General features: G+C 59.3%; 31 protein-coding genes and 1 pseudogene. 19 read left to right on the top strand and 13 right to left on the bottom strand.

Annotated elements, in window-relative coordinates; all coding sequences use genetic code 11:
* Window positions 1-11 precede the first annotated feature (11 nt).
* Entirely contained in the window at window positions 12-1,589 is a 1,578-nt protein-coding gene (locus ACIQU2_RS07065; RefSeq protein ID WP_403139623.1) for a sensor domain-containing diguanylate cyclase, read from the top strand.
* A 2-nt stretch (window positions 1,590-1,591) separates the two neighbouring features.
* Here the strand turns inward: ACIQU2_RS07065 and ACIQU2_RS07060 are convergent, their stop codons facing one another.
* From ACIQU2_RS07060 to dapA, 3 genes are all read right to left on the bottom strand, one after another.
* Window positions 1,592-2,509, bottom strand: coding sequence for a LysR family transcriptional regulator (locus ACIQU2_RS07060; RefSeq protein WP_403139621.1), 918 nt, complete (start codon window positions 2,507-2,509; stop codon window positions 1,592-1,594).
* Between the two features lie 114 nt (window positions 2,510-2,623).
* A complete protein-coding gene (locus tag ACIQU2_RS07055; protein ID WP_403139619.1) occupies window positions 2,624-2,998 on the bottom strand; it encodes a DUF2784 domain-containing protein in 375 nt (124 codons plus the stop codon).
* Window positions 2,999-3,058: 60 nt separating this feature from the next.
* Window positions 3,059-3,934 carry a 4-hydroxy-tetrahydrodipicolinate synthase gene (gene dapA, locus ACIQU2_RS07050; protein WP_403139617.1) on the bottom strand — a complete coding sequence of 292 codons (876 nt, stop codon included), beginning with the start codon at window positions 3,932-3,934 and terminating at the stop codon, window positions 3,059-3,061.
* A 418-nt stretch (window positions 3,935-4,352) separates the two neighbouring features.
* Between dapA and ACIQU2_RS07045 the strand changes: the two genes are divergently transcribed.
* Genes ACIQU2_RS07045 through ACIQU2_RS07035 form a run of 3 tightly spaced genes read left to right on the top strand, consistent with a single transcriptional unit; the run spans window position 4,353 to window position 5,584 of the window.
* The gene (locus ACIQU2_RS07045) at window positions 4,353-5,051 is read left to right on the top strand and encodes an AzlC family ABC transporter permease (protein WP_403139615.1); all 699 of its coding nucleotides are present in this window, start codon (window positions 4,353-4,355) and stop codon (window positions 5,049-5,051) included.
* Window positions 5,051-5,362: an AzlD domain-containing protein gene (locus ACIQU2_RS07040; RefSeq protein WP_282377912.1), complete on the top strand. Its 312-nt coding sequence runs from the start codon at window positions 5,051-5,053 to the stop codon at window positions 5,360-5,362. The genes ACIQU2_RS07045 and ACIQU2_RS07040 overlap by 1 nt, the downstream gene beginning before the upstream one ends.
* Before the next feature lie 60 nt (window positions 5,363-5,422).
* Complete coding sequence (locus tag ACIQU2_RS07035) at window positions 5,423-5,584, top strand: hypothetical protein (protein ID WP_008157331.1); 162 nt, start codon at window positions 5,423-5,425, stop codon at window positions 5,582-5,584.
* 45 nt (window positions 5,585-5,629) lie between these two features.
* On the opposite strand, the gene ACIQU2_RS07030 is transcribed toward ACIQU2_RS07035, so the two are convergent.
* From ACIQU2_RS07030 to ACIQU2_RS07005, 6 genes are all read right to left on the bottom strand, one after another.
* Entirely contained in the window at window positions 5,630-5,875 is a 246-nt protein-coding gene (locus ACIQU2_RS07030) for a hypothetical protein (protein ID WP_403139612.1), read from the bottom strand.
* A 91-nt stretch (window positions 5,876-5,966) separates the two neighbouring features.
* The gene (locus tag ACIQU2_RS07025) at window positions 5,967-6,239 is read right to left on the bottom strand and encodes a hypothetical protein (protein ID WP_403139795.1); all 273 of its coding nucleotides are present in this window, start codon (window positions 6,237-6,239) and stop codon (window positions 5,967-5,969) included.
* 263 nt (window positions 6,240-6,502) lie between these two features.
* Window positions 6,503-7,183 (bottom strand): SOS response-associated peptidase, encoded by a 681-nt coding sequence (locus tag ACIQU2_RS07020; RefSeq protein ID WP_403139610.1) that lies wholly within the window; start codon window positions 7,181-7,183, stop codon window positions 6,503-6,505.
* A gap of 51 nt (window positions 7,184-7,234) precedes the next feature.
* A complete protein-coding gene (locus ACIQU2_RS07015) occupies window positions 7,235-7,948 on the bottom strand; it encodes an ABC transporter ATP-binding protein (protein WP_403139608.1) in 714 nt (237 codons plus the stop codon).
* 3 nt (window positions 7,949-7,951) lie between these two features.
* Complete coding sequence (locus ACIQU2_RS07010; RefSeq protein ID WP_403139606.1) at window positions 7,952-8,788, bottom strand: ABC transporter permease; 837 nt, start codon at window positions 8,786-8,788, stop codon at window positions 7,952-7,954.
* A gap of 49 nt (window positions 8,789-8,837) precedes the next feature.
* Window positions 8,838-9,836, bottom strand: coding sequence for an aliphatic sulfonate ABC transporter substrate-binding protein (locus ACIQU2_RS07005; RefSeq protein WP_403139604.1), 999 nt, complete (start codon window positions 9,834-9,836; stop codon window positions 8,838-8,840).
* A 352-nt stretch (window positions 9,837-10,188) separates the two neighbouring features.
* Here ACIQU2_RS07005 and ACIQU2_RS07000 point away from each other — a divergent pair.
* The 3 genes and pseudogenes from ACIQU2_RS07000 to ACIQU2_RS06990 form a co-directional block, all read left to right on the top strand.
* Window positions 10,189-10,689, top strand: a pseudogene (locus ACIQU2_RS07000) (ABC transporter substrate-binding protein); the annotation flags it as partial.
* Between the two features lie 99 nt (window positions 10,690-10,788).
* Complete coding sequence (locus ACIQU2_RS06995) at window positions 10,789-11,688, top strand: polysaccharide deacetylase family protein (RefSeq protein ID WP_403139602.1); 900 nt, start codon at window positions 10,789-10,791, stop codon at window positions 11,686-11,688.
* Between the two features lie 119 nt (window positions 11,689-11,807).
* Entirely contained in the window at window positions 11,808-12,050 is a 243-nt protein-coding gene (locus ACIQU2_RS06990) for a DUF1652 domain-containing protein (protein ID WP_403139600.1), read from the top strand.
* A 168-nt stretch (window positions 12,051-12,218) separates the two neighbouring features.
* Here the strand turns inward: ACIQU2_RS06990 and ACIQU2_RS06985 are convergent, their stop codons facing one another.
* Window positions 12,219-13,103 carry a LysR family transcriptional regulator gene (locus tag ACIQU2_RS06985; RefSeq protein WP_347804827.1) on the bottom strand — a complete coding sequence of 295 codons (885 nt, stop codon included), beginning with the start codon at window positions 13,101-13,103 and terminating at the stop codon, window positions 12,219-12,221.
* Window positions 13,104-13,230: 127 nt separating this feature from the next.
* Between ACIQU2_RS06985 and ACIQU2_RS06980 the strand changes: the two genes are divergently transcribed.
* From ACIQU2_RS06980 to ACIQU2_RS06940, 9 genes are all read left to right on the top strand, one after another.
* Window positions 13,231-14,379 (top strand): muconate cycloisomerase family protein, encoded by a 1,149-nt coding sequence (locus ACIQU2_RS06980; RefSeq protein ID WP_403139597.1) that lies wholly within the window; start codon window positions 13,231-13,233, stop codon window positions 14,377-14,379.
* 10 nt (window positions 14,380-14,389) lie between these two features.
* Window positions 14,390-14,680: a muconolactone Delta-isomerase gene (gene catC / locus ACIQU2_RS06975; RefSeq protein WP_403139595.1), complete on the top strand. Its 291-nt coding sequence runs from the start codon at window positions 14,390-14,392 to the stop codon at window positions 14,678-14,680.
* 55 nt (window positions 14,681-14,735) lie between these two features.
* Entirely contained in the window at window positions 14,736-15,665 is a 930-nt protein-coding gene (gene catA, locus ACIQU2_RS06970) for a catechol 1,2-dioxygenase (protein ID WP_403139593.1), read from the top strand.
* A 210-nt stretch (window positions 15,666-15,875) separates the two neighbouring features.
* Window positions 15,876-16,835 carry an AraC family transcriptional regulator gene (locus ACIQU2_RS06965; RefSeq protein ID WP_403139591.1) on the top strand — a complete coding sequence of 320 codons (960 nt, stop codon included), beginning with the start codon at window positions 15,876-15,878 and terminating at the stop codon, window positions 16,833-16,835.
* 218 nt (window positions 16,836-17,053) lie between these two features.
* Window positions 17,054-18,418, top strand: coding sequence for a benzoate 1,2-dioxygenase large subunit (gene benA, locus ACIQU2_RS06960; protein ID WP_403139589.1), 1,365 nt, complete (start codon window positions 17,054-17,056; stop codon window positions 18,416-18,418).
* Window positions 18,415-18,903: a benzoate 1,2-dioxygenase small subunit gene (gene benB, locus ACIQU2_RS06955; protein ID WP_403139587.1), complete on the top strand. Its 489-nt coding sequence runs from the start codon at window positions 18,415-18,417 to the stop codon at window positions 18,901-18,903. Before benA ends, benB begins: the two co-directional genes overlap by 4 nt.
* A gap of 10 nt (window positions 18,904-18,913) precedes the next feature.
* Window positions 18,914-19,927: a benzoate 1,2-dioxygenase electron transfer component BenC gene (gene benC, locus ACIQU2_RS06950; protein WP_347804832.1), complete on the top strand. Its 1,014-nt coding sequence runs from the start codon at window positions 18,914-18,916 to the stop codon at window positions 19,925-19,927.
* Window positions 19,928-20,066: 139 nt separating this feature from the next.
* Entirely contained in the window at window positions 20,067-20,840 is a 774-nt protein-coding gene (locus ACIQU2_RS06945; protein WP_403139585.1) for a 1,6-dihydroxycyclohexa-2,4-diene-1-carboxylate dehydrogenase, read from the top strand.
* A 152-nt stretch (window positions 20,841-20,992) separates the two neighbouring features.
* Complete coding sequence (locus tag ACIQU2_RS06940; RefSeq protein ID WP_282377869.1) at window positions 20,993-21,193, top strand: SPOR domain-containing protein; 201 nt, start codon at window positions 20,993-20,995, stop codon at window positions 21,191-21,193.
* 57 nt (window positions 21,194-21,250) lie between these two features.
* Here the strand turns inward: ACIQU2_RS06940 and osmE are convergent, their stop codons facing one another.
* Together osmE and ACIQU2_RS06930 are read right to left on the bottom strand one after the other, a co-directional pair.
* Window positions 21,251-21,604 carry an osmotically-inducible lipoprotein OsmE gene (osmE, locus tag ACIQU2_RS06935; protein WP_403139582.1) on the bottom strand — a complete coding sequence of 118 codons (354 nt, stop codon included), beginning with the start codon at window positions 21,602-21,604 and terminating at the stop codon, window positions 21,251-21,253.
* Window positions 21,605-21,617: 13 nt separating this feature from the next.
* Window positions 21,618-21,857 (bottom strand): hypothetical protein, encoded by a 240-nt coding sequence (locus ACIQU2_RS06930; protein ID WP_282377872.1) that lies wholly within the window; start codon window positions 21,855-21,857, stop codon window positions 21,618-21,620.
* A gap of 170 nt (window positions 21,858-22,027) precedes the next feature.
* Here ACIQU2_RS06930 and ACIQU2_RS06925 point away from each other — a divergent pair, with 170 nt between their 5' ends.
* The gene (locus ACIQU2_RS06925) at window positions 22,028-22,246 is read left to right on the top strand and encodes a hypothetical protein (RefSeq protein WP_347804835.1); all 219 of its coding nucleotides are present in this window, start codon (window positions 22,028-22,030) and stop codon (window positions 22,244-22,246) included.
* Between the two features lie 69 nt (window positions 22,247-22,315).
* A complete protein-coding gene (locus ACIQU2_RS06920; protein WP_347804836.1) occupies window positions 22,316-22,651 on the top strand; it encodes a hypothetical protein in 336 nt (111 codons plus the stop codon).
* A gap of 46 nt (window positions 22,652-22,697) precedes the next feature.
* Here the strand turns inward: ACIQU2_RS06920 and ACIQU2_RS06915 are convergent, their stop codons facing one another.
* A complete protein-coding gene (locus ACIQU2_RS06915; RefSeq protein ID WP_403139579.1) occupies window positions 22,698-22,829 on the bottom strand; it encodes a hypothetical protein in 132 nt (43 codons plus the stop codon).
* Window positions 22,830-22,838: 9 nt separating this feature from the next.
* Here ACIQU2_RS06915 and ACIQU2_RS06910 point away from each other — a divergent pair, with 9 nt between their 5' ends.
* The gene (locus tag ACIQU2_RS06910; RefSeq protein WP_403139577.1) at window positions 22,839-24,128 is read left to right on the top strand and encodes an NAD(P)/FAD-dependent oxidoreductase; all 1,290 of its coding nucleotides are present in this window, start codon (window positions 22,839-22,841) and stop codon (window positions 24,126-24,128) included.
* Window positions 24,129-24,153: the final 25 nt, after the last annotated feature.

Here is a 24,153-nt window from a genome sequence, read left to right as displayed (position 1 = left end):
CAGGGAGCGTCATGGGTCATCCGTCCGTTAACAATCGAATTGAACAATCCCGCCATGGCGTGCCTTGGGTCGCCGAGCAAGCCGGGGCAACACTCAAGGTTCGCTCTGCGGTGATTCTGCTGGTCGCGGTGTGCCTGTCCATGACGGCTATCGTGATTTGGGAAGCCTGGAACTCGCGCCAGTACCATCTGCACGACAAAGAAGTGGCGATGTCCAACCTTGCCCAGACCCTGGCCTCGCAAGCACAGGCGTCGATCAAGCAAGCCGATACGTTGCTGTTGACCCTGGTGGATCGTCTCGAAAACGACGGCATCGACCAGGCCCGGATGCCCCGGCTGGAGCGTTTGCTCAAGGCCCAGCGCAGTGAGTTGAGCCAGCTCCATGGCTTGTTTATCTACGACGAAGACGGGCGCTGGATTGCCAATTCCAACGGCGCCGTGGTGCCCGATGCCAACAACGCCGATCGTGAATATTTCATCTTCCATCGCAATCATCCCGACCGCGGCCCCCACATCGGCCCCTCGATCAAGAGTCGTTCAAGCGGTGAATGGATCATGACGGTGTCCCGCCGCGTCAATCATCCGGATGGCCGTTTTGCCGGCGTGGCGTTGGCAACGATTTATCTCAGCCATTTCCTCGGGCTCTACGACAGCATCGACATGGGTGATAACGGCGTGATCAACCTGATCGCCGACGACGCCACCATCGTCGTTCGCCGGCCGTTCAAAGAAGCTGAAATCGGCATCAGCGTCGCCAAGGGACCGTTGTTTACGCAACTGTTGCCCAAGGGTAATTCAGGCACGGCAATGGTCCCGTCCTATGTGGATGGCGTCGAGCGTGTGGTCGGTTTTCGCAGGGTCGACGGTTATCCGCTGATCATCTTTGCGGCGCTGAATAAAGATGAAGTCCTGGCAGCCTGGCGTAATGAGGTACTGCTGAGTGCCGGGATCGTCTCGTTGTTCCTGGGGTTTCTGGGCGTCCTCGGTTATCGCCTCATTCGCCTCATGAAGCAGCAGAATCACGTGCAGGGCGTATTGCTGGATGCGCAGGAAAAACTCATCGAGGTCAACCGCAGTCTTGAGTTGCTGGCGCTGGAGGATGCGTTGACCGGGCTGTCCAACCGACGTCAGTTCGATCTGTTCATCCTCGCCGAAATGGGCCGCGCCAGGCGTAACCAGACCCACCTCGCGTTGCTGATGATCGATGTCGATCACTTCAAAAGCTTCAACGATCTTTACGGCCATGTGGCTGGCGATGAGTGTTTGCGCAACATCAGCACGATCATCAGGGACAACATCAAGCGCCCCGGTGACCTGGCTGCGCGCTATGGCGGCGAAGAGTTTGCGGTGGTACTGCCCGGGACGGACTATGTGGGGGCGTTTCTGGTGGCGGAAAAAATCCGTCGCGCGGTTCAGCAGGCCGGCATCCAACACAGTGAAGGGGCTGAAGGCACGGTGACGGTCAGCCTGGGGGTCGCCGCTTACGATCCGGCGTCACAAGCCCAGCCCAGCGACCTGGTAGGGGCCGCCGACAAGGCGCTTTACGTGGCCAAGGCCAGCGGCCGGAACATGAGCGTCATTGCCAACTGAATTCAAACAAACCGGTCACTGCCCTGAACCAGTTTGGTGGACAGGTACGATTGCTTGAGTTTTTCCAGCCACCAGCCCAGGGCGCGGCCGTTATGATCGCCACGCCAGCCGGCATACAAAATGTTCGGCTCACGCGGGTCGGCCATCTGTTTTTCAACCAGCGTGCCGTTTTTCAGCAACGAGTCGACCCGATGCTTCGGCAACCAACCCACGCCCAACCCGTCGCACTGGGCGAGGATCTTGGCGCGCATGGTTGGCACGGCGAGCACCGGTTGGCCGCCGGAGACGCCGTAAGTACTGCCCTCGGTAACCCTGGACGAATCGGCCACGACAATCGCCCGATGCTGCGCAACCATGGCGCGTGAAATCGGCTCTTGGGCCTTGGCCAGCGGGTACCTGGGCGAAACCGCGAACACCCATTCCATTTCCCCCAGTTGCATCCAGCGCAAGGAAGGGATGGCCGGTGGCTCGTTGGTGGCGCCGATGATCAAGTCCGCGCGGCCTTCACGCAGGGCTTCCCAAACACCTTTGAGGACTTCCTGAGTGATGCGCAACGGCACGCCGGACTCCAGCGCATCGAACTCGTGAATCACCGGGATCAACGCTTCGAATTCGAGCAGCTCATCGGTGACGATCCATAACCGGCTCTCCCAGCCATTGGCCACTTGCTGCACCCGCTGGGTCAGCCGCGAGACGTCTTGCATCAGTCGCGCCGCCTCGTTTACCAGCAACTCACCTGCCGGGGTCAGTTGCAAGCGGTAGCGACGGCGGTCGAACAGCAAGGCGTCAAAGCGTTCCTCCAGTTGCCGCGCCGCGTAGGACACCGTCGAGGGCGCCTTGCCCAAGTGGGCAGCGGCCCGGGACAGGCTGCCGGTTTCGCGGATGGCTTCGAGCAAGGTGAGATCTTCAATCGATAGCATGGGCGGAATCCTTGAACGAATAAGATCAAAAGATCGCAGCCTTCGGCAGCTCCTACGGGAAACGCATATCCCAGTGTAGGAGCTGCCGCAGGCTGCGATCTTTTGATCTTGGTGTCAGGTTGCCCGACGTAACTTCCACAGCCTGATCAACCGAAGGTAGACCAGCACGTTGATTGCCAGCACCACGCTGCCCAGTCCCAGCTGAATTGCCGGTGTCAGGCCCGCCGGGTAAATGACCGGCCACACGTAATGTTCGATGAAACCGCCGCTATAACCGGTTTGCCCGGCCGCGTCGCGCATGAGGTTTTCCCACTGCGTCAGCGGGCAGTACAGGTGGAAGACTTCCACCGACACGCCCCACACAGCCGCAGGCAGGTGCCACCAGATCAGGGGGCGCCATTTGAGCACCAGCAGCCCGCCGAACAGCACGAACAGAATGAACAACAGATGAAACAGGACCAGCCCGTCGGCGGCGATTCGGTAAAGCATGTCGACTCCCTGACGCGTTATGCGAATGGCTCCATGGTACTCGGGCTGGTTGCTGGCGCTCTATCGATTGTTGCTGTTCAACGCTGTGAGCACTTCCTTCAAACGCACCACCGTGGTTTCGCTGCTGCGTTGCATCGGCGCCCGCAGTTCGTCGTCGATCAAGCCTTCGAGGGTCAGGGCGGTTTTCACCGGGGCGGGGTTGGGTTCGATGAACAGGCTGTGAATCAGCGGCAGCAGTTGGAAGAATGTCGCTCGACCGGCCGCCAACCGGTTGTCGCGGATCTGTTGATACAACGCCACGAACAGCTCCGGATGAACATGCGCCGAAGCGGCAATGGCGCCTTTGGCGCCCAGACACAAGGCGCTGAAGATCTGGTTATCTTCGCCGCACAGCACGTCGACCTTGCCACTGCCTAGCAGCGCCAGGGTGTTGGCCTGATTGCCGCCGCAATCCTTGATCGCGACGATTCGCTCATGGGCGACGATGTTGAGCAGGGTTACCTGCTCGAACGCCACGCCGGTGCGGTAAGGGATGTCGTAAAGAATGAGCGGAACGCTGGAGGCATCGGCGACGGTTTTGTAAAACGCTTCGAGGCCAGCCTGAGACGGACGGATGTAATACGGCGGCGGTACCAGTAAACCGGCCAGTGGACGTTTCAGGATCTCGCTCTGTAATTGCAGCAGCTCGGTCATATTGTTGCCGGCCAGGCCCATGACCACCCGTTCCGCCGGCACCTGCGCCAGCACCGCATCGAGCACCGCCAGTTGCTCGTGTTTGCTCAGTGCCGCCGCTTCCGCCGTGGTGCCGCAGACCACAACGCCATCGACACCTTTTTCCAGCAGATGATTGACCAGCCGGCGCAAGCCGACGAAATCGATCGCACCGTTGCGAAACGGTGTAACGAGAGGGACCCAGATACCTTGAAACGATGACATGCACGTACTCCTGAAGGTTGACCGATTTCGTCACCGTCAGAAGCGTAGAAGGCAGTAAGCAAGGGGAGGGTGTCCGTCGCGCTCAATGTCCTGTCAGCTCATCTGACGGGACAGCGCGCCCCGGTCACATGAGCGACTGTTTCTTCGATTTGAGGGCGTGCGCAACGCAACCTTGCGCCTTGGCATTCAAGCCAATGACGACAGTGTTGAGGTTGAAGGTTGCGGACATACTTGCTTACACCCTGAATGAGGCGCTCAGTTTTAAAAGCCGGCGCGATTTTTGTCAATCGCGAAAATCAGCGAGCTCCGCACGCATTCTGCCGTTGTGCTTGGCCGCGGACCAATTGCGCAAGATTGTTCAAGCCTTTGGCCATGACTGCTGGCACAGTCTGAGGTCTTTCCCTGGTTGTAGAGCGTTATGTCCAATTCACTCATGCCGCGCAGTGCCTTTCTTCGCGGCGCTGCGGCGATCATGCCGTTGTCCCTGGCCACCGCGCCCTGGGGGCTGCTGGCCGGTTCCATGGCCATCGAAGCCAATCTCACGCCCCTGCAAGGCCAGGGTTTGTCGAGCATCGTATTTGCCGGGGCGGCGCAACTGGTGGCGATCGGCATGCTCAAGGGCGGTGCCGGGATCTTTTCGATTCTGCTGACCACGCTGCTGCTGACCTCCCAGCATTTGCTCTACGGGATGAGCATGCGTTCGGTGATTTCGCCGTTGCCGGGACGCTGGCGTGTGGGGCTCGGTTTTTTGCTCACTGATGAGCTGTTCGCCCTGACCAGTGCGCATGACAAACAACAGTTCAACCGCTGGTACGCGCTGGGTGTCGGCCTGACGTTTTACATCGCCTGGAACCTCTTCACCCTGGCCGGCATCGTGCTGGGCAGCAGCATTCCCGGGCTGGAACATCTGGGGCTGGACTTCTCCATCGCGGCGACTTTTATCGCCCTGATCACCCCCGCGGTGCGAAACGTGCCGACGGTGGTGTGTGTGGCGGTGTCGCTGTTCTGCTCGGTGCTGTTCAGCTACTGGCAATGGGGCTCGGCGCTAGTGCTGTCGGGGTTGGCGGGCATGACCGCAGGCTTTATCTGCAACAAAATCTACGGTGGACGCACATGATGGTCTGGGCGGTTATTGTCGGTATGGGGATACTGGTTTTCCTCAACCGCTATGTGTTTCTGGAGCCTCGGCTGCCCGTGCGCTTGAGCAGTAATGCGCGGCAGTTCCTGGGTTTTGCGGTACCGGGCATGCTGACCGCGATCTGCGGGCCGATCGTGTTCATGCCGGACAAGCAGCTGAATCTGCAGTGGGACAACCCGTACCTGATCAGTTCGCTGGTGGCGGTGGGGCTGGTGCTCTACACCCGCAATACCTTGCTCAGCATGGTGTTGAGCATGGGGTTCTTCTTTTTGCTGCGTTGGTGGCTCTAAGTCGTTCCCGTCGAAACTGTTCTACGCTTCAAGGGGACCCCTACAGGAAGAGAGGTGAGCATGGCTAATGATCCAAAGCGTCCGTACCCGGATGAAGATGTGGATGACGAACCCACGGAAGAAGAGATTGAGCGGCAGAGGCGTTCGACGCCAGACTGGAAGCACCCCGACGACGGTAAAGAGCTGTCAGATCGCGACCAGGAACGTCCGCTGAAACCTTGACCGCGCTGCACATACAAAAAAGCCCCGCTATCAAAGCGGGGCTTTTCATTGGGCGATTATTAAATCAGATCGCTTCATTCCAGCGAATGTGTGTAATGCCCAATTGCTGCGCTTTGATGCGCGCGGTTTCGAGGTTGGCGTGTGCGGCGATTTGACGACCGGAGTCGGGATAAGCATGGGCGGAAGCCGAATGTATCGCCTCGACATCGTAAACTGTTCGGCCAGTTTGAAAAAGTGCTGACGAACGCCGTCGAACATATAGTGCACGGCATAGGGGACGAGTTTGCTCATGTATTCCTCCTTGGGCCGAAGCTCAGTTATTGAGAGTGGCTCGATGTCGGGTTCGTTCAGTTCGTTGGCTGAATGAACCCGGTCCATCAACTCAAACTTCTTCCAACACCAGAAAATCGGGGTGGGAGGCCCTATAACCCAAGGTCTTGTCGATCCAGGCGTTCAGCTCGTTGACCATGACCGGAGGTTTACCCGGATAGCGTTCGAGGGTTGTACGCAGGAGGTTGCCGATAGTGGCAATTGAATGCAGGTTGCGGGTCTTTATGTATTGCCCGATAAAACAGTCGAGTGGGTAATGCTCTGTCTTCGAAAGATAAACACACGCCAGACCATCGACTTGATTAATTGTGAAATCGTCGCGCAATTTAATTCTCTGCAAGGCTTGTTGTTGTAGGGATTTCCTTGGTTTGTTGACTCTTTGGTCAATTGCGGGGTGCCGAGGGAATGCGGCGCGCATGCTATCCATAGTTGTTCTAAATGTATCGAAGTGTCAGACAGGCGGTTAATAGTTAAATCGCCAAACAAAGGAAAGTGTTTCTTGGATGACACGACATGTGTAACGATTAAGTGTTGAATATGTATATATAACTGGTACTTATTCCTGCATTTATGTCTGTATTGATACGTTCAGGGTGTTTCATCAATCAGTGTCGCGCCTTGATTTCTTGAATTGCCCACCGCTTTGTCCACCTTGTACCACTCGAAAACCTCGCTGACTTCACCCTGCCTCAGCACCAGTTGCTCAGCCCGTTCTGTGGGTGTGGCCGGGTCAAGCCATTCCCGCGCCAGCGGTGCAGACAACACAACGGGGCGTCGGTCATGAATGTCGAGCATGCCGCCCATGCTGTCGGCGGTGATGATCACAAAACCGTCGTCGGCCCGCGGCTCACCACCCGGGCCGGGAAACTGTCCGATCGCGGCGCAGAAAATCGGCGCCCGGTCCCGTCGGCGGATGAGCCACGGTTGCCTCGTCGAATCCCCGGCGTCGACCCATTCGAACCAGTTGTCGATCGGCACAATTGCGCGGTGCGGCCAGATCGCCCGGAAGAACGGGCCGTGGGCGACTTTTTCGACCCGTGCATTGATCGGTGCCGCACGATCTTTGGCCCAGTGCGGCCGCCATCCCCAGCGCTGAAAATCGGCGTGCAGCCCGTTGCTCTCCAGATGCAGAAGGGCGAGTTGCGTGGTGGGCGCAGCGTTGTAGCGGGCCAGCGGTTCATCACCGACGTGGTTGATCAACGCGTCGGGGATGCTCAGCACCGCGACAAAATCGTGAATGCCACGGTACTGCGACAGGCGTCCGCACATCAACTGATCCTCTGACCGAAGCTCTCTGGCTGGAGATTTCAGCTTAGTTGCTCAGATCACATGGGCACGCTGCAACTCGGTCAACGACAAGGCCTTGAGGCGAGCCAGCAAAGGGTCCCGCCGGTCACGGGGATGGGCCAGTTGCACCGCAAGCTCCTGACGAATACTGCTGGGGCGATTGTCCATCACCAGCACCCGATCACTGAGGTACAGCGCTTCATCCACGTCGTGGGTCACCAGCAGCAGGGCGATGGCGTGACGTTCGGCCAGTTGCAGCAGCAAGTCCTGCAGTTTCATTCGGGTAAAGGCGTCCACCGCGCTGAAGGGCTCATCCAGCAACAGCACTTGCGGTCGCGAGTAGAGGCCGCGAGCGATCGCCACCCGCTGCGCCATACCGCCGGACAGTGCTTTGGGCAGGGCTTGAGCAAAACCGCCGAGGCCGACTTCGTCGATCAGTTGCGCGACCCAGGCTTTGTCGTATTGGTTGTCGGCGCTGAACCCGATGTTCTGTTCGACCGTCAGCCATGGCATCAGTCGTGGCTCCTGGAACACAAAAGCGACTTCCCCGGCGCTGCTGAGCACTTCGCCCTCAAAGTCCTTTTCCAGGCCGGCGATGATCCGCAGCAACGTGCTTTTCCCGCAGCCGCTGGGCCCCAGCAGGCTGATGGCTTCCCGGGGTTGCAATTGCAAATGGACGTTCTTGAGCACGGTGGTGGTGGCGAAGGTTTTGCGCTCGACGCGAATGTCCAGCAGGTGGTCGGTCATGGCTCAATCCTCTGCGCTTTGGCCGTTGAAGGTGTCGCGCCAGGCGAGGAAACGCTTCTCCAGGCCGGCGAGGATGCCGTCGCTGAGTTTGCCCAGCAGCGCCAGCACGATGATTGCCGCCAGCACGATGTCCGGGCGTGAAGTCTCGCGACCGTCACTGAGCAGATACCCCAGGCCTTTGGTCGCGGCGATCAGTTCGGCGGCGACCAAAAACATCCAGGCCAGGCTCATGCCGCTGCGCAAGCCGGTGAACAGGCCGGGCAGGGCGGCGGGCAACAGGATTCGGCGCACCAGTCGCGGTCGGCTGAAGCCGTACATCTGCCCGACTTCCACCAGTTTGCGGTCGATGTCGCGGATCGCCGCGACGCCATTGAGGTACATAGGGAAGAAGGCGCCGATGGCGATCAGGACGATTTTCGAGGTCTCGTCGATGCCCAGCCACAGCAGCAACAGCGGCACCCAGGCCAGGCTCGGAATCGAGCGCAGGCCGGCGAACGTCGGCTCCAGCCAGGCTTCGGCTTCGCGGCTCAAACCGACCCACGCGGCAAACACCAGGGCCAGCCCGGCGCCGATGGCGAAACCCAGCAGCACCCGCAACAGACTGGCGCTGATGTGCTTCCACAGCGCGCCTTCGGCGAGGTCTCTCAAGGTCAGCGCGATCTCGCTGGGGGCCGGCATTTGGTAAGACGGCAACCAGCCGATACGCACGACGAATTCCAGCAGCAGGATGATCAGCACCGGTAGGGCGAGGGCCTTGAGGCGAAGTTTCCAGGCGTTATTGAGGCGTCGGAGTGCGGGCAATGCCAGCGGGGCGGACAGGTGTTTGCTTTTGCTGGTCATTGGGTTCTCCGGTCACGACGAATCAAGATCAAGAGATCGCAGCCTCGTTTCACTCGACAGCTCCTACACGAGCCACGGTTTCTTTGAAGCCGGTGTCGATCAGTTGATCGATGACTTGATCGACATTCACCCCACGACGAACCAGTTCTTCAGAAACCAGAATCGGTGCGGCAGCCTTGGAGGCGATCACGTCCTTGGCGGTCAGTTGCGGGCTGCTCAGGTCGGTGCGCGACAATTGCAGCTTGGCCACTTCCAGCGGCAGACCGGATTCGCCAGCGAGTAGTTTCGCCAGTTCCTCGGGATTTTTTACCGCCCACTCGCGAGCTTGCTCGTAGGCATTCAGTACGGTTTCGATGGTCTGTGGGTGTTCTTTGGCATAGGTGTCGGTGACGCTGACCACGCCGTAGCTGTTGAATTGGGTGTTGCGATAGAGCAACCGGGAGCCGGCCTGAACCTGGCTCGCGGCCATGTGCGGATCGAGTCCGGCCCAGGCGTCGACGTCACCTTTTTCCAGCGCGGTGCGACCGTCCGGGTGCTGCAAATGCACCAGTTCCACATCATCTTTGGTCAGGCCTGCCTCTTGCAGGCTGCGCAGGGTAAACAGGTACGGATCGGTGCCCTTGGTGGCAGCGATTTTTTTGCCTTTCAGATCGGCCACGGCCTTGTAGGGCGAATCCTTGCGCACCACCAATGCCGTCCATTCGGCGCGACTGTAGACGTAAACCGATTTGATCGGGCTGCCATTGGCGCGGCTCAGCACGGCGGCGAGGCTGGCGGAGGAGGCGAAGTCGACGCCGCCGCTGTTGAGGTATTCCAGCGAGCGGTTGCTGCCCTGGCTCAGCACCCAGCTGACCTTGGTCTGTGGCAGGGCTTTTTCCAGAAAGCCGAAGTGTTTGAGCACCAGGCTCACGGGCGAGTAATAGGCGTAATCCAGATGCACCTCGGCCGGTGGCGCTTCAGCGGCCTGGGCAAGCGGTTGCAGGCTGAGCGCCAGGGCGCAGGCGCTGAGCAGAGACCTGACGTGGGGAAAACGGAAGGTGGTTTTCATGGGGCAGCTCCAGGCAAGGCGGCGAGGTTCTTATTTCCAAAAAAACATTTTTTATAAATGCTTCCTGCATAAAAGGAATATTGCAGGCTCTGTGCCATGTTTTACGTGACGAGTGTTTTCAAGGCCTTGGCCCTGAAGCAGCGGCAGAGAAATGTTCAAGGGACAACAGTCTGTTTAGTCGCTGTTGCTGGGCAAACACTGTTCGCTGCGGGTCATGAGCTTATGCATTAATCGAATTTTAAAAGCTTCTTGTAAGAGCGTTATGGTCTATCGCAATACCCCTCAAGGAGCCCCTGATGAACCTGTCCCGATTCGTGCGCAGTCTGCTGACCAGCGCATTGTTCGCCGCACCACACTGCCGGAAGACTATGTCGACTTCATCAAACTGATGCCGATCGATGCCGCCGCCGCGCTGCCTCAGGGCAGCATCGACGCGTTTCCGGTCTGGGAACCTTACATCTCCCAGCAGATTCTGTTCTCCGGCGCCCGGCCGATCCTCACCGCCAAGAACCTGATGCCCGGCCTGAGCGCCATCGCCGCCTCGACACCGTCGATCGACAGCAAGCGCGAAGCCATTGCCGACTTTCTGGTGCGCCTGAAAAAGGCCCGGGCCTGGGTCGACAACCACACTGACGAGTACGCCGATCTCTGGGCGAAGAAAGCCAACCTTGACCAGAACGTTTCGCGCCATTGGTTGCGCCAGGCCCACATGACCGTCGGCCCGGTGGATGCGCAGGCAGCAAAGGATCTGCAAAGCACCGCGGACTTCCTGTTCAAGGTAAAAGCGCTGCCGGCTGCATTGGCGACTGCACCGATTATCGACAGCTCGTTTCAACAGGCGTTTGCCGAGTAACCCACGATGCCGGGCAGCGCTGGAACCAAACACTGTGTACCCTTATCCAACCTCGGCCCGCAGCGACCTGCGGGCCGACGAAGGATAAATGGGCAAAACATGAAATGGCTGTTCAAGGTTCTATCCGTACTCATCATCGCCACAGGGCTGGTTGGGTGTATCGCTTCTCCTATCGAAATGACGCCGCAGACCGAGCAGCGTCTGAGCGCGCAACCACCGATCCGTTTTCTGCTGACCTTCGACGACGGTCCCAGCGCCTCGAGTTTCTGGAATCCGACGATGACGGTGCTCGACAGTCTGGCGACGAACCCGGTGCAGCCGAACCTCAAAGCGGTGTTCTTCGTGCAGACCCGTGCCTCACGAGCCGGCGGCAGTGAAATAGGGCGCCAGGTCATGCATCGCGAACAGGCCGAAGGTCAGATCCTGGGCTTTCACACGGCCACGCCCGGGCACGCCAATCATCGATCCCTGGATCCGCAAGAACTGGAACAGTCCCTCACCAACGGCAGCGCCGACATCGCCGCGATCACCGGCGCGCCGCCGACCCTGGTGCGCCCGCCATTCTGGAACTACGATAAACGGGTCTTCGCCGCCTATCAGCGGCACGGCATGCATGTGCTGCTGACCGACCTGAGCGCCAATGACGGCAAGATCTGGGGTTTCAACGCCAACCCCCAGCGGCGGGCCCACTTCATGCGCACAATGTCCGAAGTGCGCGAGCGTATCGCCCTTGGCGAGTTACCGGTGGTGGACGGGGTGATTCCGGTGGTGGTGACCTTTCACGACCTCAATCGCTACACCGCCCGGCATACTCGCGAATACCTGCAAATCCTCCTCGACAGTGCACAGTCTACCGGTGTGAAAACCGCAGAAAAGCCGTTTTACGACGACACGGCAGCGCTGCAACGGGCCGCCATGGCGCGTACCGTTCGCGACAGTTCACAGCCGGTTAAATTACCGGGGCTCTGGAATTGGATCTGGGGTGGGGATTCTCACTGAAAGGTCGCCAAAGTGAGAAACAGCTAACACTTATTTTGAGCATTGGCGGGCGCAGGATTGGAAAAGCCCATCTATGCTGAGCAAGTTGGATCCGATTAATGGCCACGGAGGCGCCAGTCATGGTTTCAGTTCCTGAGCTTTGCCGCATTGTTGAGTCCGGTTTTCAACCGCTTTCCTGTGCCTGCACGGTGAATCCCGAGGGAACGTTACGGATCAAGGTCTACGAACCCGCCACCGGGCGAATTGATCTGTTGATTACCGGTGTATCACCCGAACGGCTGACCAACGTTCGCGATATCTCCAACCTGATTGGCGAGTTGCGCATCGAGATGCGCGCCGGTCGTCGGGCGTTTGCCGGCTGAAGTGGATCTATGTAGCAGCTGGCGTAGCCTGCGTTCGGCTGCGAAGCAGTCGTGAAATCAGGCACTGCGGTGTTTCAGGTGAACCGTGGATACCGGTTTTACGACTGCTGCGCAGCCGAACGCAGGCTTCGCCAGCTGCTACGCATCGCATTGCAGCAGGCATTCGGGTCAGTCCCGCGGCTGCAGTTCATCAATCATCTGCAAGCAATGATTCAACCCCGGCGATACGTCGCCCACGCGCCTGCTGAGAATGATCGGCGAGGTCGCGTTGTCTTCCAGCAGCGGCGTGAAACCGATGTCGTCGCGGTGCAGCAATTGCACCGAGGCCGGCACCAGGGTGACGCCGATTCCCGCTCCCACCAGACCGATGGCTGTTTGCAGCTCATTGGTCCATTGCGCCACATGGATGCTCACGCCATAGGATTCGAATAACGCGATGACGTGATCGGCATAGCTGGGCCGCGGGTTGCCGGGGTACAGCACAAAAGGTTCTTTCGCCAGTTCGCGAAGGCTGATCGGCCCGGCCAGTAATGGATGGCCGGCGGGGAGGGCGGCGACCAGCCGATCTTCGGTCAACACAGTCTGGATGATCGCCGGGTCGTCGATGCGGATGCGGCCGAAACCGATATCGATACGCCCGGCCTTGAGCGCCTGCACTTGTTGCAGCGTGGTCATTTCCGAAAGCCCCAGTTCAAGCTCCAGGGGCTCGCCGCTGCGCAAACGGCGAATCAGTTCCGGCAGCACGCCGTAGAGCGTCGACGGGGCAAAACCGATGCCCAGCCAGGTCTTCTCGCCCAGACCGATCCGTCGCGTGTTGTCGCATACCTTGCCCAGTTGCTCGAGCAGGGCGGTAGAGTGTTCATGGAAAAACCGCCCGGCATCGGTCAGTTTCAGCGGCCGCCCGCGTTCCAGCAACAACACCCCGAGTTCATCCTCCAATTGCTGCATCTGCCGACTCAGGGGTGGTTGGGCAATGTGCAGAAGCTCGGCGGCACGGGTGAAGTTGAGGGTTTGAGCCAACACCTGAAAATACCGCAGGTGACGCAGTTCCATGGAGCCTCCAGATGCAAGTCGGTTGCATACCTTAAAGGTATCAAGTCAGACCAATTCTATATTGGCTTCCCGAAAAAAGCCGTACCAGAATCGGTTCCAGAACTTTAAGAACCTGACGGGTATCGACATGCTTGCAACAGCCATTGAATCGATCGAGACGATCATCGTCGATCTGCCGACCATCCGCCCGCACAAGCTGGCGATGCACACCATGCAGAACCAGACCCTGGTGATCATTCGCGTGCGCTGCGCCGACGGCATCGAAGGTATTGGCGAATCCACCACCATCGGTGGCCTGGCCTACGGCAACGAAAGCCCTGACAGCATCAAGACCAACATCGACCGACACTTCGCGCCGCTGCTGCTGGGCCAGGACAGCGCCAACGTGAACGCCGCGATGTTGCGCCTGGAGCGCAGCATCCGTGGCAACACCTTTGCTAAATCAGGTATCGAAACCGCCTTGCTCGACGCTCAGGGCAAACGCCTTGGGCTGCCGGTCAGCGAGTTGTTGGGCGGCCGCGTTCGCGATGCCCTGCCAGTGGCGTGGACTCTTGCCAGTGGCGACACCGACAAGGACATCGCCGAAGCGGAAAAAATGCTCGACCTGCGCCGCCACCGGATCTTCAAACTGAAAATCGGTGCCGGTGAGGTCAACCGCGACCTGGCCCACGTCATTGCGATCAAGAAAGCCCTGGGCGATCGCGCCAGCGTGCGGGTCGATGTCAATCAGGCCTGGGATGAAGCGGTTGCGCTGCGCGCCTGCCGGATCCTGGGAACCAACGGCATCGACCTGATCGAACAGCCGATTTCGCGCAATAACCGTGCCGGCATGGCGCGCCTGAACGCCATGAGCCCGGCGCCGATCATGGCCGACGAATCCATCGAGTGCGTGGAAGATGCGTTCAATCTGGCCCGTGAAGGCGCGGCGTCGGTGTTCGCCCTGAAGATCGCCAAGAACGGCGGCCCGCGCGCCGTGCTGCGAACCGCTGCGATTGCCGAAGCCGCCGGTATCGGCCTGTATGGCGGCACCATGCTCGAAGGTGGCATCGGCACCCTGGCCTCGGCCCATGCCTTTGTCACGCTGAATAAACTGGCGTGGGACACCGAGCTGTTCGGTCCATTGCTGCTGACTGAAGACATTCTCAGCGAGCCGCTGGTCTATCGCGATTTTGAGCTGCACGTGCCGAAAACACCGGGCCTGGGTGTGAGCCTGGATGAAGAACGTCTGGCGTTCTTCCGTCGTGACAAAACGTCTACTGCCATTCATCACGCCTGAGGAGAGCACTATGCTGTTCCACGTAAAAATGACCGTGAACCTGCCGGTGGACATGAATCCGCAAGCAGCCGCCCAATTGAAGGCTGACGAAAAAGCCCTGGCCCAGCGCCTGCAAGAGCAGGGCAAGTGGCGTCACCTGTGGCGCATCGCCGGGCACTATGCCAATTACAGCGTTTTTGACGTCGACAGCGTGCAGGAACTGCACGACCTGCTCATGCAATTGCCGCTGTTTCCGTACATGGCGATCGAGGTCGAGGCGATGTGCCTGCATCCTTCTTCCATCCGCGGGGATGACCGCTGAACCCAGCCTGTTCAGTTCGCTACGCTAATAATTACAAGATGAGGAACCCACCAAAATGAACGTCAAGATTTCCCACACTGCCAGTGTCCAGAAGTTTCTCGAAGAGGCCAGCGGTCTGCTCAACGACGCCGGCGACCCGCGGGTCAAGGCCCTGGTCTACCGCATCCTGCGTGATTCGGTGAACATCATCGAAGACCTGGCCGTGACCCCGGAAGAGTTCTGGAAAGCCGTCAACTACCTCAACGTGCTGGGTGCGCGTCAAGAGGCCGGGTTGGTGGTGGCCGGGCTCGGTCTGGAGCATTACCTCGACCTGCTGATGGACGCCGAAGACGAGCAGGCCGGCAAGGCCGGCGGCACGCCGCGGACCATCGAAGGCCCGCTGTACGTGGCGGGTACGCCGCTGTCGGAAGGCGAAGCGCGACTGGATGACGGCGTCGATCCGGGTGTGGTGCTGTTCATGCAGGGCCAGGTCAAGAACACCGCCGGCGAACCGTTGGCCGGCGCGGTGGTGGATGTCTGGCACGCTAACACCGGCGGCACTTACTCCTACTTCGATACCACTCAATCGGAGTTCAACCTGCGTCGTCGTATCGTCACCGATGCCGAAGGTCGTTATCGCTTCCGCAGCATCGTGCCGTCGGGCTATGGCTGCCCGCCGGACGGTCCGACCCAGCAACTGCTCGATCAACTGGGCCGTCATGGGCAACGGCCGGCGCACATTCACTTTTTCATCTCCGCGCCGGATCATCGTCACCTGACCACCCAGATCAACCTCGACGGCGATCAGTACCTGCACGACGATTTCGCCTATGCCACTCGCGATGAGCTGATTGCCAAAATCACCTTCAGCGACGATCCACAACGCGCAGCGGCGCACGGTGTCAGCGGTCGTTTTGCCGAAATCGACTTCGATTTCACCTTGCAGACCTCCGCGCAACCCGACGAGCAGCAACGCCACGAACGGGTCCGCGCACTCGAGGACTGATCGCGGAATCCTGTGGGAGCGAGCTTGCTCCGGGCGGCGTTCCGACGATAGCGGTTTAACATTCAACATTGATGTTGATTGGCACTCCGTCATCGCGAGCAAGCTCGCTCCCACAAGGGGTTTGTGCAGCTCGCCGGAAATATCTCAAGCTCCTGACACACTGTTCTAGAATGGCCCGACGCAACCTATAACAACAATGAGAGTGACCCGATGATGCAAGCGCAACTGTTGAGTCAGCGCAGCACCGTATTCGACCACGCCGACCCTTACGCGGTGTCGGGGTATGTCAATCAGCATGTCGGTAACCATTGCATTCTGATGCCCCGGGCCGGGCGGCCGCTGGCCAGCCTCAATCACCGCAAGTTTGCCAGCCTCGACCTGTGTCGCATCAGCTATGGCGGCAGCGTAAGGGTCACTTCCGGTGCTCTGGAAAGCATCTATCACCTGCAAGTGCTGCTGCGCGGCAACTGCCTGTGGCGCGGCCACGGTCAGGAACACTACTTCGCGCCCGGCGAGTTGCTGCTGATCAATCCCGACGATCCGGTGGACCTGACGTATTCCGACGATTGCGAAAAATTCATTCTGAAAGTCCCCACCCCGTTGCTGGAATCCGTGTGCGATGAGCAGCGCTGGCGGTACCCGGGGCAGGGTGTGCGGTTTCTGGAGAATCGCTATCAGCTCGATGAACTGGAAGGCTTTGTCGGTCTGCTGGCGATGATTTGCCAGGAGGCCGAGGCCACCGAACAGATTCCCAAGGTGCAGGAGCACTACGCGCAGATCATCGTCAGCAAGATGCTCAGCCTGATGAAGACCAATGTCAGCCGGGTCAGTCTCGGCTCACAGACGGCTACGTTCGAGGTGCTTGCCGACTACATCGCGGGCCACCTCAAACAGGACATCGACAGCGAAGAACTGGCGCGCCAGGCGCGGATGAGTCTGCGGTCGCTGTACGGATTGTTTGAACGCAACGCCGGCACCACGCCGAAAAACTACATCCGGCAAAAACGCCTTGAGCGCATCAACGCCTGCCTGAGCGACCCGACCTGCAACGTGCGCAACGTCACGGAAGTGGCCATGGATTACGGCTTCCTGCACCTGGGCCGGTTCTCCGACAGCTACCGCAAACAGTTCGGCGAGTTGCCGTCGGACACCCTCAAGCGCCGGCACTGACTGCATTTACCCTGTGGGAGCGAGCTTGCTCGCGATGAGGCCAGCACATCCAACATCTTTGTTGACTGATACACCGCTATCGCGAGCAAGCTCGCTCCCACAGGTTCGGCGTCACTTCTGCACAAAACGGATACAGGTCTGCACCCAGCGGATAGTCCGCCACATCCCCCCCGTCCTAGCATGGCCCTGCCTGAATAAAAACAATGGAGGCGGCGGCCATGACCCTGCGACCCGAATACCTTCACTCCCTGCTCGAAGATGACAAAGAACAGGGCATCTATCGCTGCAAGCGCGAGATGTTCACCGACCCGCGGCTGTTCGATCTCGAGATGCAGCACATCTTCGAAGGCAACTGGCTGTACCTGGCCCACGAAAGCCAGATCCCCAACAAAAACGACTTCTACACCACCACCATGGGGCGCCAGTCGATCTTCATCGCGCGCAACAAGGACGGTGAGCTCAATGCGTTCCTTAACGCCTGCAGCCATCGTGGCGCGACGCTGTGCCGGCACAAGTCCGGCAACAAGAGCTCGTACACCTGCCCATTCCACGGCTGGACCTTCAACAACTCCGGCAAGCTGCTCAAGGTCAAGGATCCGGCCGAAGCGGGCTATCCGGCGAGCTTCAACTGCGAAGGCTCCCACGACCTGACCAAAGTCGCGCGTTTCGAGTCTTATCGCGGCTTCCTGTTTGGCAGCCTCAAGGCTGATGTCGTGCCGTTGGTTGAACACCTGGGCGAGTCGGCAAAGATCATCGACATGATCGTCGACCAGTCCGCCGATGGCCTGGAAGTGCTGCGCGGTTCTTCCAGCTACATCTACGAAGGCAACTGGAAGCTCACCGCCGAAAACGGCGCCGACGGCTATCACGTCAGCTCCGTGCACTGGAACTACGCCGCCACCCAGAACCAGCGCAAGCAGCGCGAGGCCGGCGATTGCAACCCGACCATGAGTGCCGGCAGTTGGGCCAAGCAGGGCGGTGGTTTCTATTCCTTCGACAAGGGCCACATGCTGCTCTGGACCCGTTGGGCCAACCCCGAGGATCGCCCGCTGTACGAGCGTCGCGATGAACTGGCCCAGGACTTCGGCAAGGCCCGCGCCGACTGGATGATCGAGAACTCGCGCAACCTGTGCCTGTACCCGAACGTGTACCTGATGGACCAGTTCAGTTCGCAGATCCGTATCGCCCGGCCGATCTCGGTCGACCGCACGGAAATCACTATTTACTGCATCGCCCCCAAAGGCGAAAGCGACCACGCCCGTTCGAGCCGGATTCGTCAGTACGAGGATTTTTTCAACGTCAGCGGCATGGCCACCCCGGATGATCTGGAAGAGTTTCGTTCCTGCCAGACCAGTTATCAGGGCAGCGTGACCGCCTGGAACGACATGTCCCGTGGCGCCGAACACTGGATCGAAGGCGCCGATGAGGCGGCCAAGGAAATCGACCTGCATCCGCTGCTCAGCGGCGTGCGCACCGAAGACGAAGGCCTGTTCGTGCTGCAACACAAGTATTGGCAGCAGACCATGCTCAAGGCCTTGGCCGCCGAGCAGTCCGACCTGATTCCTGTGGAGGCCGTGCAATGACCATCACCTATGACACCGTGCGTGATTTTCTCTACCGCGAAGCGCGCTACCTCGATGACCGGCAATGGGACGAATGGTTGGAGTTGTACGCCCCGGACGCGACGTTCTGGATGCCGTCCTGGGACGACAACGACGAGTTGACCGAAGACCCGCAGCGGGAAATCTCGCTGATCTGGTACGGCAACCGCACTGGCCTGGAAGACCGCGTCTTCCGCATCAAGACCGAACGTTCCAGCGCGAGCATTCCGGACACCCGCACCTCGCACAACATCAGCAACATCGAGCTGCTCGAACAGGCCGACGGGCTGTGCAAAGTGCGCTTCAACTGGCACACCCTGAGCTTTCGCTACAAGACCGTCGACAGCTATTTCGGCAGCAGTTTCTACACCCTCGATGTGCGCGGTGAAAACCCGCTGATCAAGGCCAAGAAAGTGATCCTGAAGAACGATTACGTTCGCCAGGTCATCGATGTCTACCACCTGTGAGGCAGCGGTCATGACTCATTCCATCGCATTCAATTTTGAAGACGGCGTCACCCGATTCATCGACGCCAATGCCGGCGAAACCGTGGCCGATGCCGCGTATCGCCAAGGCATCAATATTCCACTGGATTGCCGCGACGGCGCTTGCGGCACCTGCAAATGTTTCGCCGAGGCCGGCCGTTATGAGTTGGGCGAGGAGTACATCGAAGACGCGCTCAGCGCGGAAGAGGCCGAGCAAGGTTTCGTCCTGACCTGCCAGATGCGCGCCCAGAGCGATTGCGTGGTGCGCGTGCCGACCTCATCCGAGGTGTGCCGCACACGTCAGGCCAGTTATGACGCCACCATCAGTGCCGTGCGCCAGTTGTCCGACAGCACCATCGCGCTGTCGATCAAGGGCGAAGCCCTGAGCAAGCTGGCGTTCCTGCCAGGGCAATACGTGAACCTCGGGATTCCCGGCAGCGAGCAGACCCGCGCCTATTCGTTCAGCTCGTTGCAGCGCGACGGCGAAGTCAGTTTCCTGATCCGCAACGTGCCCGGCGGCTTGATGAGCAGCTTCCTCACCGGCATGGCCAAGGCCGGCGACAGCATGAGCCTGGCCGGGCCGTTGGGCAGTTTCTACCTGCGCGACATTCGCCGTCCGTTGCTGCTGCTGGCCGGCGGTACGGGGCTGGCACCGTTCACGGCGATGCTGGAAAAAATCGCCGAGCAGGGCAGTGAGCATCCGCTGCATTTGATCTACGGCGTGACCAACGATTTCGATCTGGTGGAAATGGATCGACTCGAAGCCTTCGCCGCGCGAATCCCGAACTTCAGCTTCAGTGCCTGCGTGGCCAACCCGGACAGTCAGCACCCGCTCAAGGGCTACGTGACCCAGCACATCGAGCCGCAGCATTTGAACGAAGGCGACGTCGATGTCTACCTGTGCGGCCCGCCACCGATGGTCGAGGCCGTCAGCCAGTTCATCCGTGAAAAAGGCATCGCGCCGACAAACTTTTACTACGAGAAATTTGCCGCCAGCGCGGCGTAAGTATTCTCTGCGGCATTGTCCCTGTAGGAGCTGTCGAGTGAAACGAGGCTGCGATCTTTACAAGGGCGACATCAAAAGATCGCAGCCTCGTTTCACTCGACAGCTCCTACGGAGGGGTTGGCGCAAACACGAGGTGGGTATGAACAGATTTCACGAAAAAGTCGCGCTGATCACCGGTGCTGCCCAAGGCATCGGTCGGCGCGTTGCCGAGCGCATGGCGGCGGAAGGTGCTCGGTTGATTCTGGTCGATCGCTCCGAGCTGGTGTTCGAGGTTCAGCAGCAATTGGGGCAGGGTGGCCAGGTGCTGGCGCTGACCGCCGATCTTGAGCAATACAGCGAATGCAGTCGCGTCATGCAAACCGCCATCGAGCGTTTCGGGCGTCTGGATGTGCTGGTCAATAATGTGGGCGGGACGATCTGGACCAAGCCTTTTGAGCATTACGAAGCGTCGCAGATCGAGGCTGAAGTGCGCCGCTCGCTGTTCCCGACGCTGTGGTGCTGTCATGCCGCGCTGCCGTTCATGCTTGAACAGGGGAGTGGCGCCATCGTCAACGTTTCGTCCATCGCCACGCGCAGTGTCAATCGCGTGCCGTACGGTGCGGCGAAGGGTGGGGTCAACGCGCTGACCGCTTGCCTGGCCTTCGAAACCGCCGGTCGCGGGATTCGGGTCAATGCCACTGCACCCGGTGGCACCGAAGCGCCGCCGCGGGTCATTCCGCGCAACAGCGCCGATCAGAGCGCGCAAGAGAAGGTCTGGTATCAGCAGATTGTCGACCAGACGCTCGACAGCAGTTTGATGAAGCGCTATGGCACGCTGGATGAACAGGCAAGCGCTATTCTGTTTCTGGCCAGCGACGAAGCGTCCTATATCACCGGCATGATCATGCCGGTCGGTGGCGGCGACCAGGGCTGACACGCAAACAACCCATCCAGAAATGGAGCCATCGTGGTATCGGGTTTCTACGGATACCCTCCTGGCTCGACGTCTGGTCGGCACTTCAATGAAGGTCGGGTGTAAGGTATTCAGGTGAATCCAGGATCATCACTGCCGAAATGGAGGTGACTATGAGCGTTCCGATGCTGACCAAAATGCACATGAACGGTTATGACGTACTCAGCGTGAACAACGGTCCGTGGCGGGTGTGCACCAAAGGTGACCGGCTTGGAGCCTTTGGCAGCAGAGAGGAAGCACTGGCCTTTGCGGCCTCTCTTCCCGGCTACAAGGCTAGATCAAGCCGGCCTGCACGCAGCCAGAAGTCAGATTGATAGTGCGCTGCAGCCCCGGTTCGCCGGGGCTTTTTCGCATGGCGTTAAGGTCTGGGGCTAATAACCGCCACCACCGGAACTGCGGGAAGACTCTCGGGCTTTTTGCTGCATGCGACTCCATTCCGCGCAAGTCATGAAGCTTTTATGGTCGACCTTGCCCATGCCATCGAAACTGACGTTGTACGTTTCCTGATGGCCGGCCTGCGTCAGCTTGTAGTCAAAGCACGTGCCTGGCTCAGCCGTGCGATCCGTTATCGATAAAGGCTGGCCGCCGATCTGCTGGACTTGATCCTTGCTCATGCCGGTCTCCACCTTTGCGACCAACGGCTGATCCCGATAGATGCGCGACTCAGTGCTGCAGCCACTTGACGCTGCCAGTACGACGATCAGCGCGCCTATCGGCTTGTTCATGGCAGCGCTCCTGCTAATGAGATTTCGTTCGAGTGATGAACTTGGCTTTCACTTCCTCGGCATAACCCTTCAGTCGTTCTTCATCTCCCTGAAACAACTCGCAAAGCTTTTGGGCTGCTTGCGCATCCACATCATTGCCGAGCTGGCGTAGCTGCTCTGCGATGCGCAAAAGCTCTACCGCTGACCATCTCAGATCCGACGCAACGCCTTGCAGGTCACGCCGAAGTTCGTTTTCAGATTCGTTGAGCCACATGATGACCTCCTGAAAATCTCTGCTAAGAAATTTTAGTCCCATTTCCGAATTCATGGCGTTTCGTTCGTCCGGGCCGTTGGCGTAGCCTTTTGTCGGGAAAATGAACGCGAACGGGCAGATCTGATGTCGTAGTGAGGTAGTGAATTTTCGCTAGGGCGAGGCAACTTCCAATGACGACCACCGATGACTTTCGATTTCATGCCCATGAGCTGATGGTTGACATGGACGCGGCTACCACGGAAATGATGAAGCTGATTTCCGCGCATCAGCTGAGCGGCCCGGAATGGGAGCGGGTCACTCAATGGCAGCATGAGGCGTACGAAAGATGGATGACCTATCTCAACGAGAGGTCATACCCGGATCCGGGCGATAACAACGCGCCTCGCTGAGTGCTGTTCAGCGGATGGATGTCTAGGCAGCGACGCGCTACATTCCTCTTTTTCGGATAAGGAAGCGTCATGCGCAAGTTGATTGGGGGAGCAGGGTTGGCGTTGCTGGCGGGCTGTTCGTTGCCCGCGTCCTTGGTGCCCGGTGAGCCCAATGTCAGCAAGTACAGCAACAAGGCGCCAAAAGACTATGCCGCGTGTGTTCAGCCGGCGTGGCAGCAGGAAATACCCAATACAACCCAATCGGCGATTTCCAACGGCTACAGGATCACGGCGCCGAGCATCATTTCGGCCGACGAGATCGTGGATATCGTGAAATCGAAGGATGGCAGTCACGTATCGCTTTATCAGGGGCCGCCGTGGGCGAAATCAGGGGCGTTGCGCAAGGCAGTGCGCGATTGCCTGTAAGGTTTAGCCGGTGATTCCTGTCGCCTGAAACGTCGACAGCGTTGTTTTAATAACGCTGTCTGTTTGAAAAAAATCCCGCCCGGGTTCTCTTGGGCGGGATTTTTTTTGCGCCTTGAACGGTTGCGGTCGTGAAATTTAACGTGTACTTTTTCATGAAAATATAAGTATAAAAATTCACGAGGCCTGCATGTTTCAGCAATCTACCCAGCACGTCGCCAGCTATTACGCCCACACCTGCGCCGATCGTCTGTTCGATCGAGCCGCGTTGGAGGGCGAGCAGGACACCGAGGTGTTGATCATCGGGGCCGGCTTCAGTGGGTTGCATACGGCGTTGCGTCTGGCCCTGGCCGGTAAGCGCGTGACGTTGCTGGAAGCCAGTCGGGTGGCCTGGGCCGCCTCGGGTCGCAATGGCGGTCAGGCCATTCTCGGTTGGTCGTGTGACATGCCGCCGTTGGAGGCGGCGCTGGGTTACGAGCGTGCGCGCCGGTTATGGGACAGCATGCGTTGGGCTGCCCGGGAGTTGCGAGACTTGCCCGCGCGCCATGGCTTCGATTGTGACTATCGGCCTGGCCACCTCTGGACGTCGGTGATGCCGCGTCGGGTGAGTCTGCTGACAGAATGGCAGCACGAGGCCAGCCACAAGTGGAGCCACGATGGTTTGCAGTTCATCGCGCGCGAGGCGTTGCCTGATTGGGTCGCCAGTGAGCGTTACCAGGCAGGTCTGTTTGATCCTGAAGGCGGGCATTTGAATCCGCTGAAACTGGCGCTCGGCCTGGCCGCTGCGATTGAACAGGCTGGTGGACGCATTCATGAACAGAGCAAGGCGCTGAGTTATCGCGAAGAGGGCGGTCAGTACGTAGTCACCACTGAACGCGGTCGCATTCGCGCTGACGTGCTGGTGCTGGCGTGCAACGCCTACCTTGATCGGCTTGATCCGAAGCTGTCGAGTTGCGTGTTACCGGTTGGCACTTATCAGGTGGCCACCGCGCCACTTTCAGAGCAACAGGCGACCGCACTATTACCCAGCAATGTGTGCGTCACCGACAACCAGTTTGTCCTCGATTATTTCCGCCGTACGCCGGACAACCGCCTGCTGTTTGGTGGTGGTTGCACTTACCTGGGCGGCATGCCGAAGGACATCGCTGCTGCGACACGGCCCTATTTGGAGCGCGTGTTTCCCCAGCTCAGGGGCGTCGAACTGGACTTTGCCTGGGGGGGACACATTGATCTGACCCTCAAGCGCACGCCTGACATTGGTCGACGTGGCGATCTCTACTGGCTACAGGGTTACTCAGGTCATGGCGTGCTGCCGACTTTGGCCGGGGCGCGTGCCGTGTCCGACGCGATACTTGGCCAGCCGGATGAGCTGGCGTTGTATCAGGGTTTGATCAACGGCAGTTTTCCCGGTGGAAAGTATTTGGCAGCACCGCTGGAAGCCATCGGCAAGGCCTGGTATCGGCTGCGCGACAGTATTTGAAGCACCAATTTCGGGAAGCCTTTAG

Source organism: Pseudomonas sp. NPDC098740, assembly GCF_044760065.1.
Taxonomy (GTDB): domain Bacteria; phylum Pseudomonadota; class Gammaproteobacteria; order Pseudomonadales; family Pseudomonadaceae; genus Aquipseudomonas; species Aquipseudomonas rossensis.
Note: the sequence above shows the minus strand (reverse complement) of the source record. Positions and strands in the feature narration are given on the sequence as shown.

Bases quoted from the DNA above. Each gene is read 5' to 3' on its own strand.
- ACIQU2_RS07065 (WP_403139623.1), top strand. From the start codon at position 12: ATGGGTCATCCGTCCGTTAACAATCGAATTGAACAATCCCGCCATGGC.
- ACIQU2_RS07060 (WP_403139621.1), bottom strand. From the start codon at position 2,509: ATGCTATCGATTGAAGATCTCACCTTGCTCGAAGCCATCCGCGAAACC.
- ACIQU2_RS07055 (WP_403139619.1), bottom strand. From the start codon at position 2,998: ATGCTTTACCGAATCGCCGCCGACGGGCTGGTCCTGTTTCATCTGTTG.
- dapA (WP_403139617.1), bottom strand. From the start codon at position 3,934: ATGTCATCGTTTCAAGGTATCTGGGTCCCTCTCGTTACACCGTTTCGC.
- ACIQU2_RS07045 (WP_403139615.1), top strand. From the start codon at position 4,353: ATGTCCAATTCACTCATGCCGCGCAGTGCCTTTCTTCGCGGCGCTGCG.
- ACIQU2_RS07040 (WP_282377912.1), top strand. From the start codon at position 5,051: ATGGTCTGGGCGGTTATTGTCGGTATGGGGATACTGGTTTTCCTCAAC.
- ACIQU2_RS07035 (WP_008157331.1), top strand. From the start codon at position 5,423: ATGGCTAATGATCCAAAGCGTCCGTACCCGGATGAAGATGTGGATGAC.
- ACIQU2_RS07030 (WP_403139612.1), bottom strand. From the start codon at position 5,875: ATGAGCAAACTCGTCCCCTATGCCGTGCACTATATGTTCGACGGCGTT.
- ACIQU2_RS07020 (WP_403139610.1), bottom strand. From the start codon at position 7,183: ATGTGCGGACGCCTGTCGCAGTACCGTGGCATTCACGATTTTGTCGCG.
- ACIQU2_RS07015 (WP_403139608.1), bottom strand. From the start codon at position 7,948: ATGACCGACCACCTGCTGGACATTCGCGTCGAGCGCAAAACCTTCGCC.
- ACIQU2_RS07010 (WP_403139606.1), bottom strand. From the start codon at position 8,788: ATGACCAGCAAAAGCAAACACCTGTCCGCCCCGCTGGCATTGCCCGCA.
- ACIQU2_RS07005 (WP_403139604.1), bottom strand. From the start codon at position 9,836: ATGAAAACCACCTTCCGTTTTCCCCACGTCAGGTCTCTGCTCAGCGCC.
- ACIQU2_RS06995 (WP_403139602.1), top strand. From the start codon at position 10,789: ATGAAATGGCTGTTCAAGGTTCTATCCGTACTCATCATCGCCACAGGG.
- ACIQU2_RS06990 (WP_403139600.1), top strand. From the start codon at position 11,808: ATGGTTTCAGTTCCTGAGCTTTGCCGCATTGTTGAGTCCGGTTTTCAA.
- ACIQU2_RS06985 (WP_347804827.1), bottom strand. From the start codon at position 13,103: ATGGAACTGCGTCACCTGCGGTATTTTCAGGTGTTGGCTCAAACCCTC.
- ACIQU2_RS06980 (WP_403139597.1), top strand. From the start codon at position 13,231: ATGCTTGCAACAGCCATTGAATCGATCGAGACGATCATCGTCGATCTG.
- catC (WP_403139595.1), top strand. From the start codon at position 14,390: ATGCTGTTCCACGTAAAAATGACCGTGAACCTGCCGGTGGACATGAAT.
- catA (WP_403139593.1), top strand. From the start codon at position 14,736: ATGAACGTCAAGATTTCCCACACTGCCAGTGTCCAGAAGTTTCTCGAA.
- ACIQU2_RS06965 (WP_403139591.1), top strand. From the start codon at position 15,876: ATGATGCAAGCGCAACTGTTGAGTCAGCGCAGCACCGTATTCGACCAC.
- benA (WP_403139589.1), top strand. From the start codon at position 17,054: ATGACCCTGCGACCCGAATACCTTCACTCCCTGCTCGAAGATGACAAA.
- benB (WP_403139587.1), top strand. From the start codon at position 18,415: ATGACCATCACCTATGACACCGTGCGTGATTTTCTCTACCGCGAAGCG.
- benC (WP_347804832.1), top strand. From the start codon at position 18,914: ATGACTCATTCCATCGCATTCAATTTTGAAGACGGCGTCACCCGATTC.
- ACIQU2_RS06945 (WP_403139585.1), top strand. From the start codon at position 20,067: ATGAACAGATTTCACGAAAAAGTCGCGCTGATCACCGGTGCTGCCCAA.
- ACIQU2_RS06940 (WP_282377869.1), top strand. From the start codon at position 20,993: ATGAGCGTTCCGATGCTGACCAAAATGCACATGAACGGTTATGACGTA.
- osmE (WP_403139582.1), bottom strand. From the start codon at position 21,604: ATGAACAAGCCGATAGGCGCGCTGATCGTCGTACTGGCAGCGTCAAGT.
- ACIQU2_RS06930 (WP_282377872.1), bottom strand. From the start codon at position 21,857: ATGTGGCTCAACGAATCTGAAAACGAACTTCGGCGTGACCTGCAAGGC.
- ACIQU2_RS06925 (WP_347804835.1), top strand. From the start codon at position 22,028: ATGACGACCACCGATGACTTTCGATTTCATGCCCATGAGCTGATGGTT.
- ACIQU2_RS06920 (WP_347804836.1), top strand. From the start codon at position 22,316: ATGCGCAAGTTGATTGGGGGAGCAGGGTTGGCGTTGCTGGCGGGCTGT.
- ACIQU2_RS06910 (WP_403139577.1), top strand. From the start codon at position 22,839: ATGTTTCAGCAATCTACCCAGCACGTCGCCAGCTATTACGCCCACACC.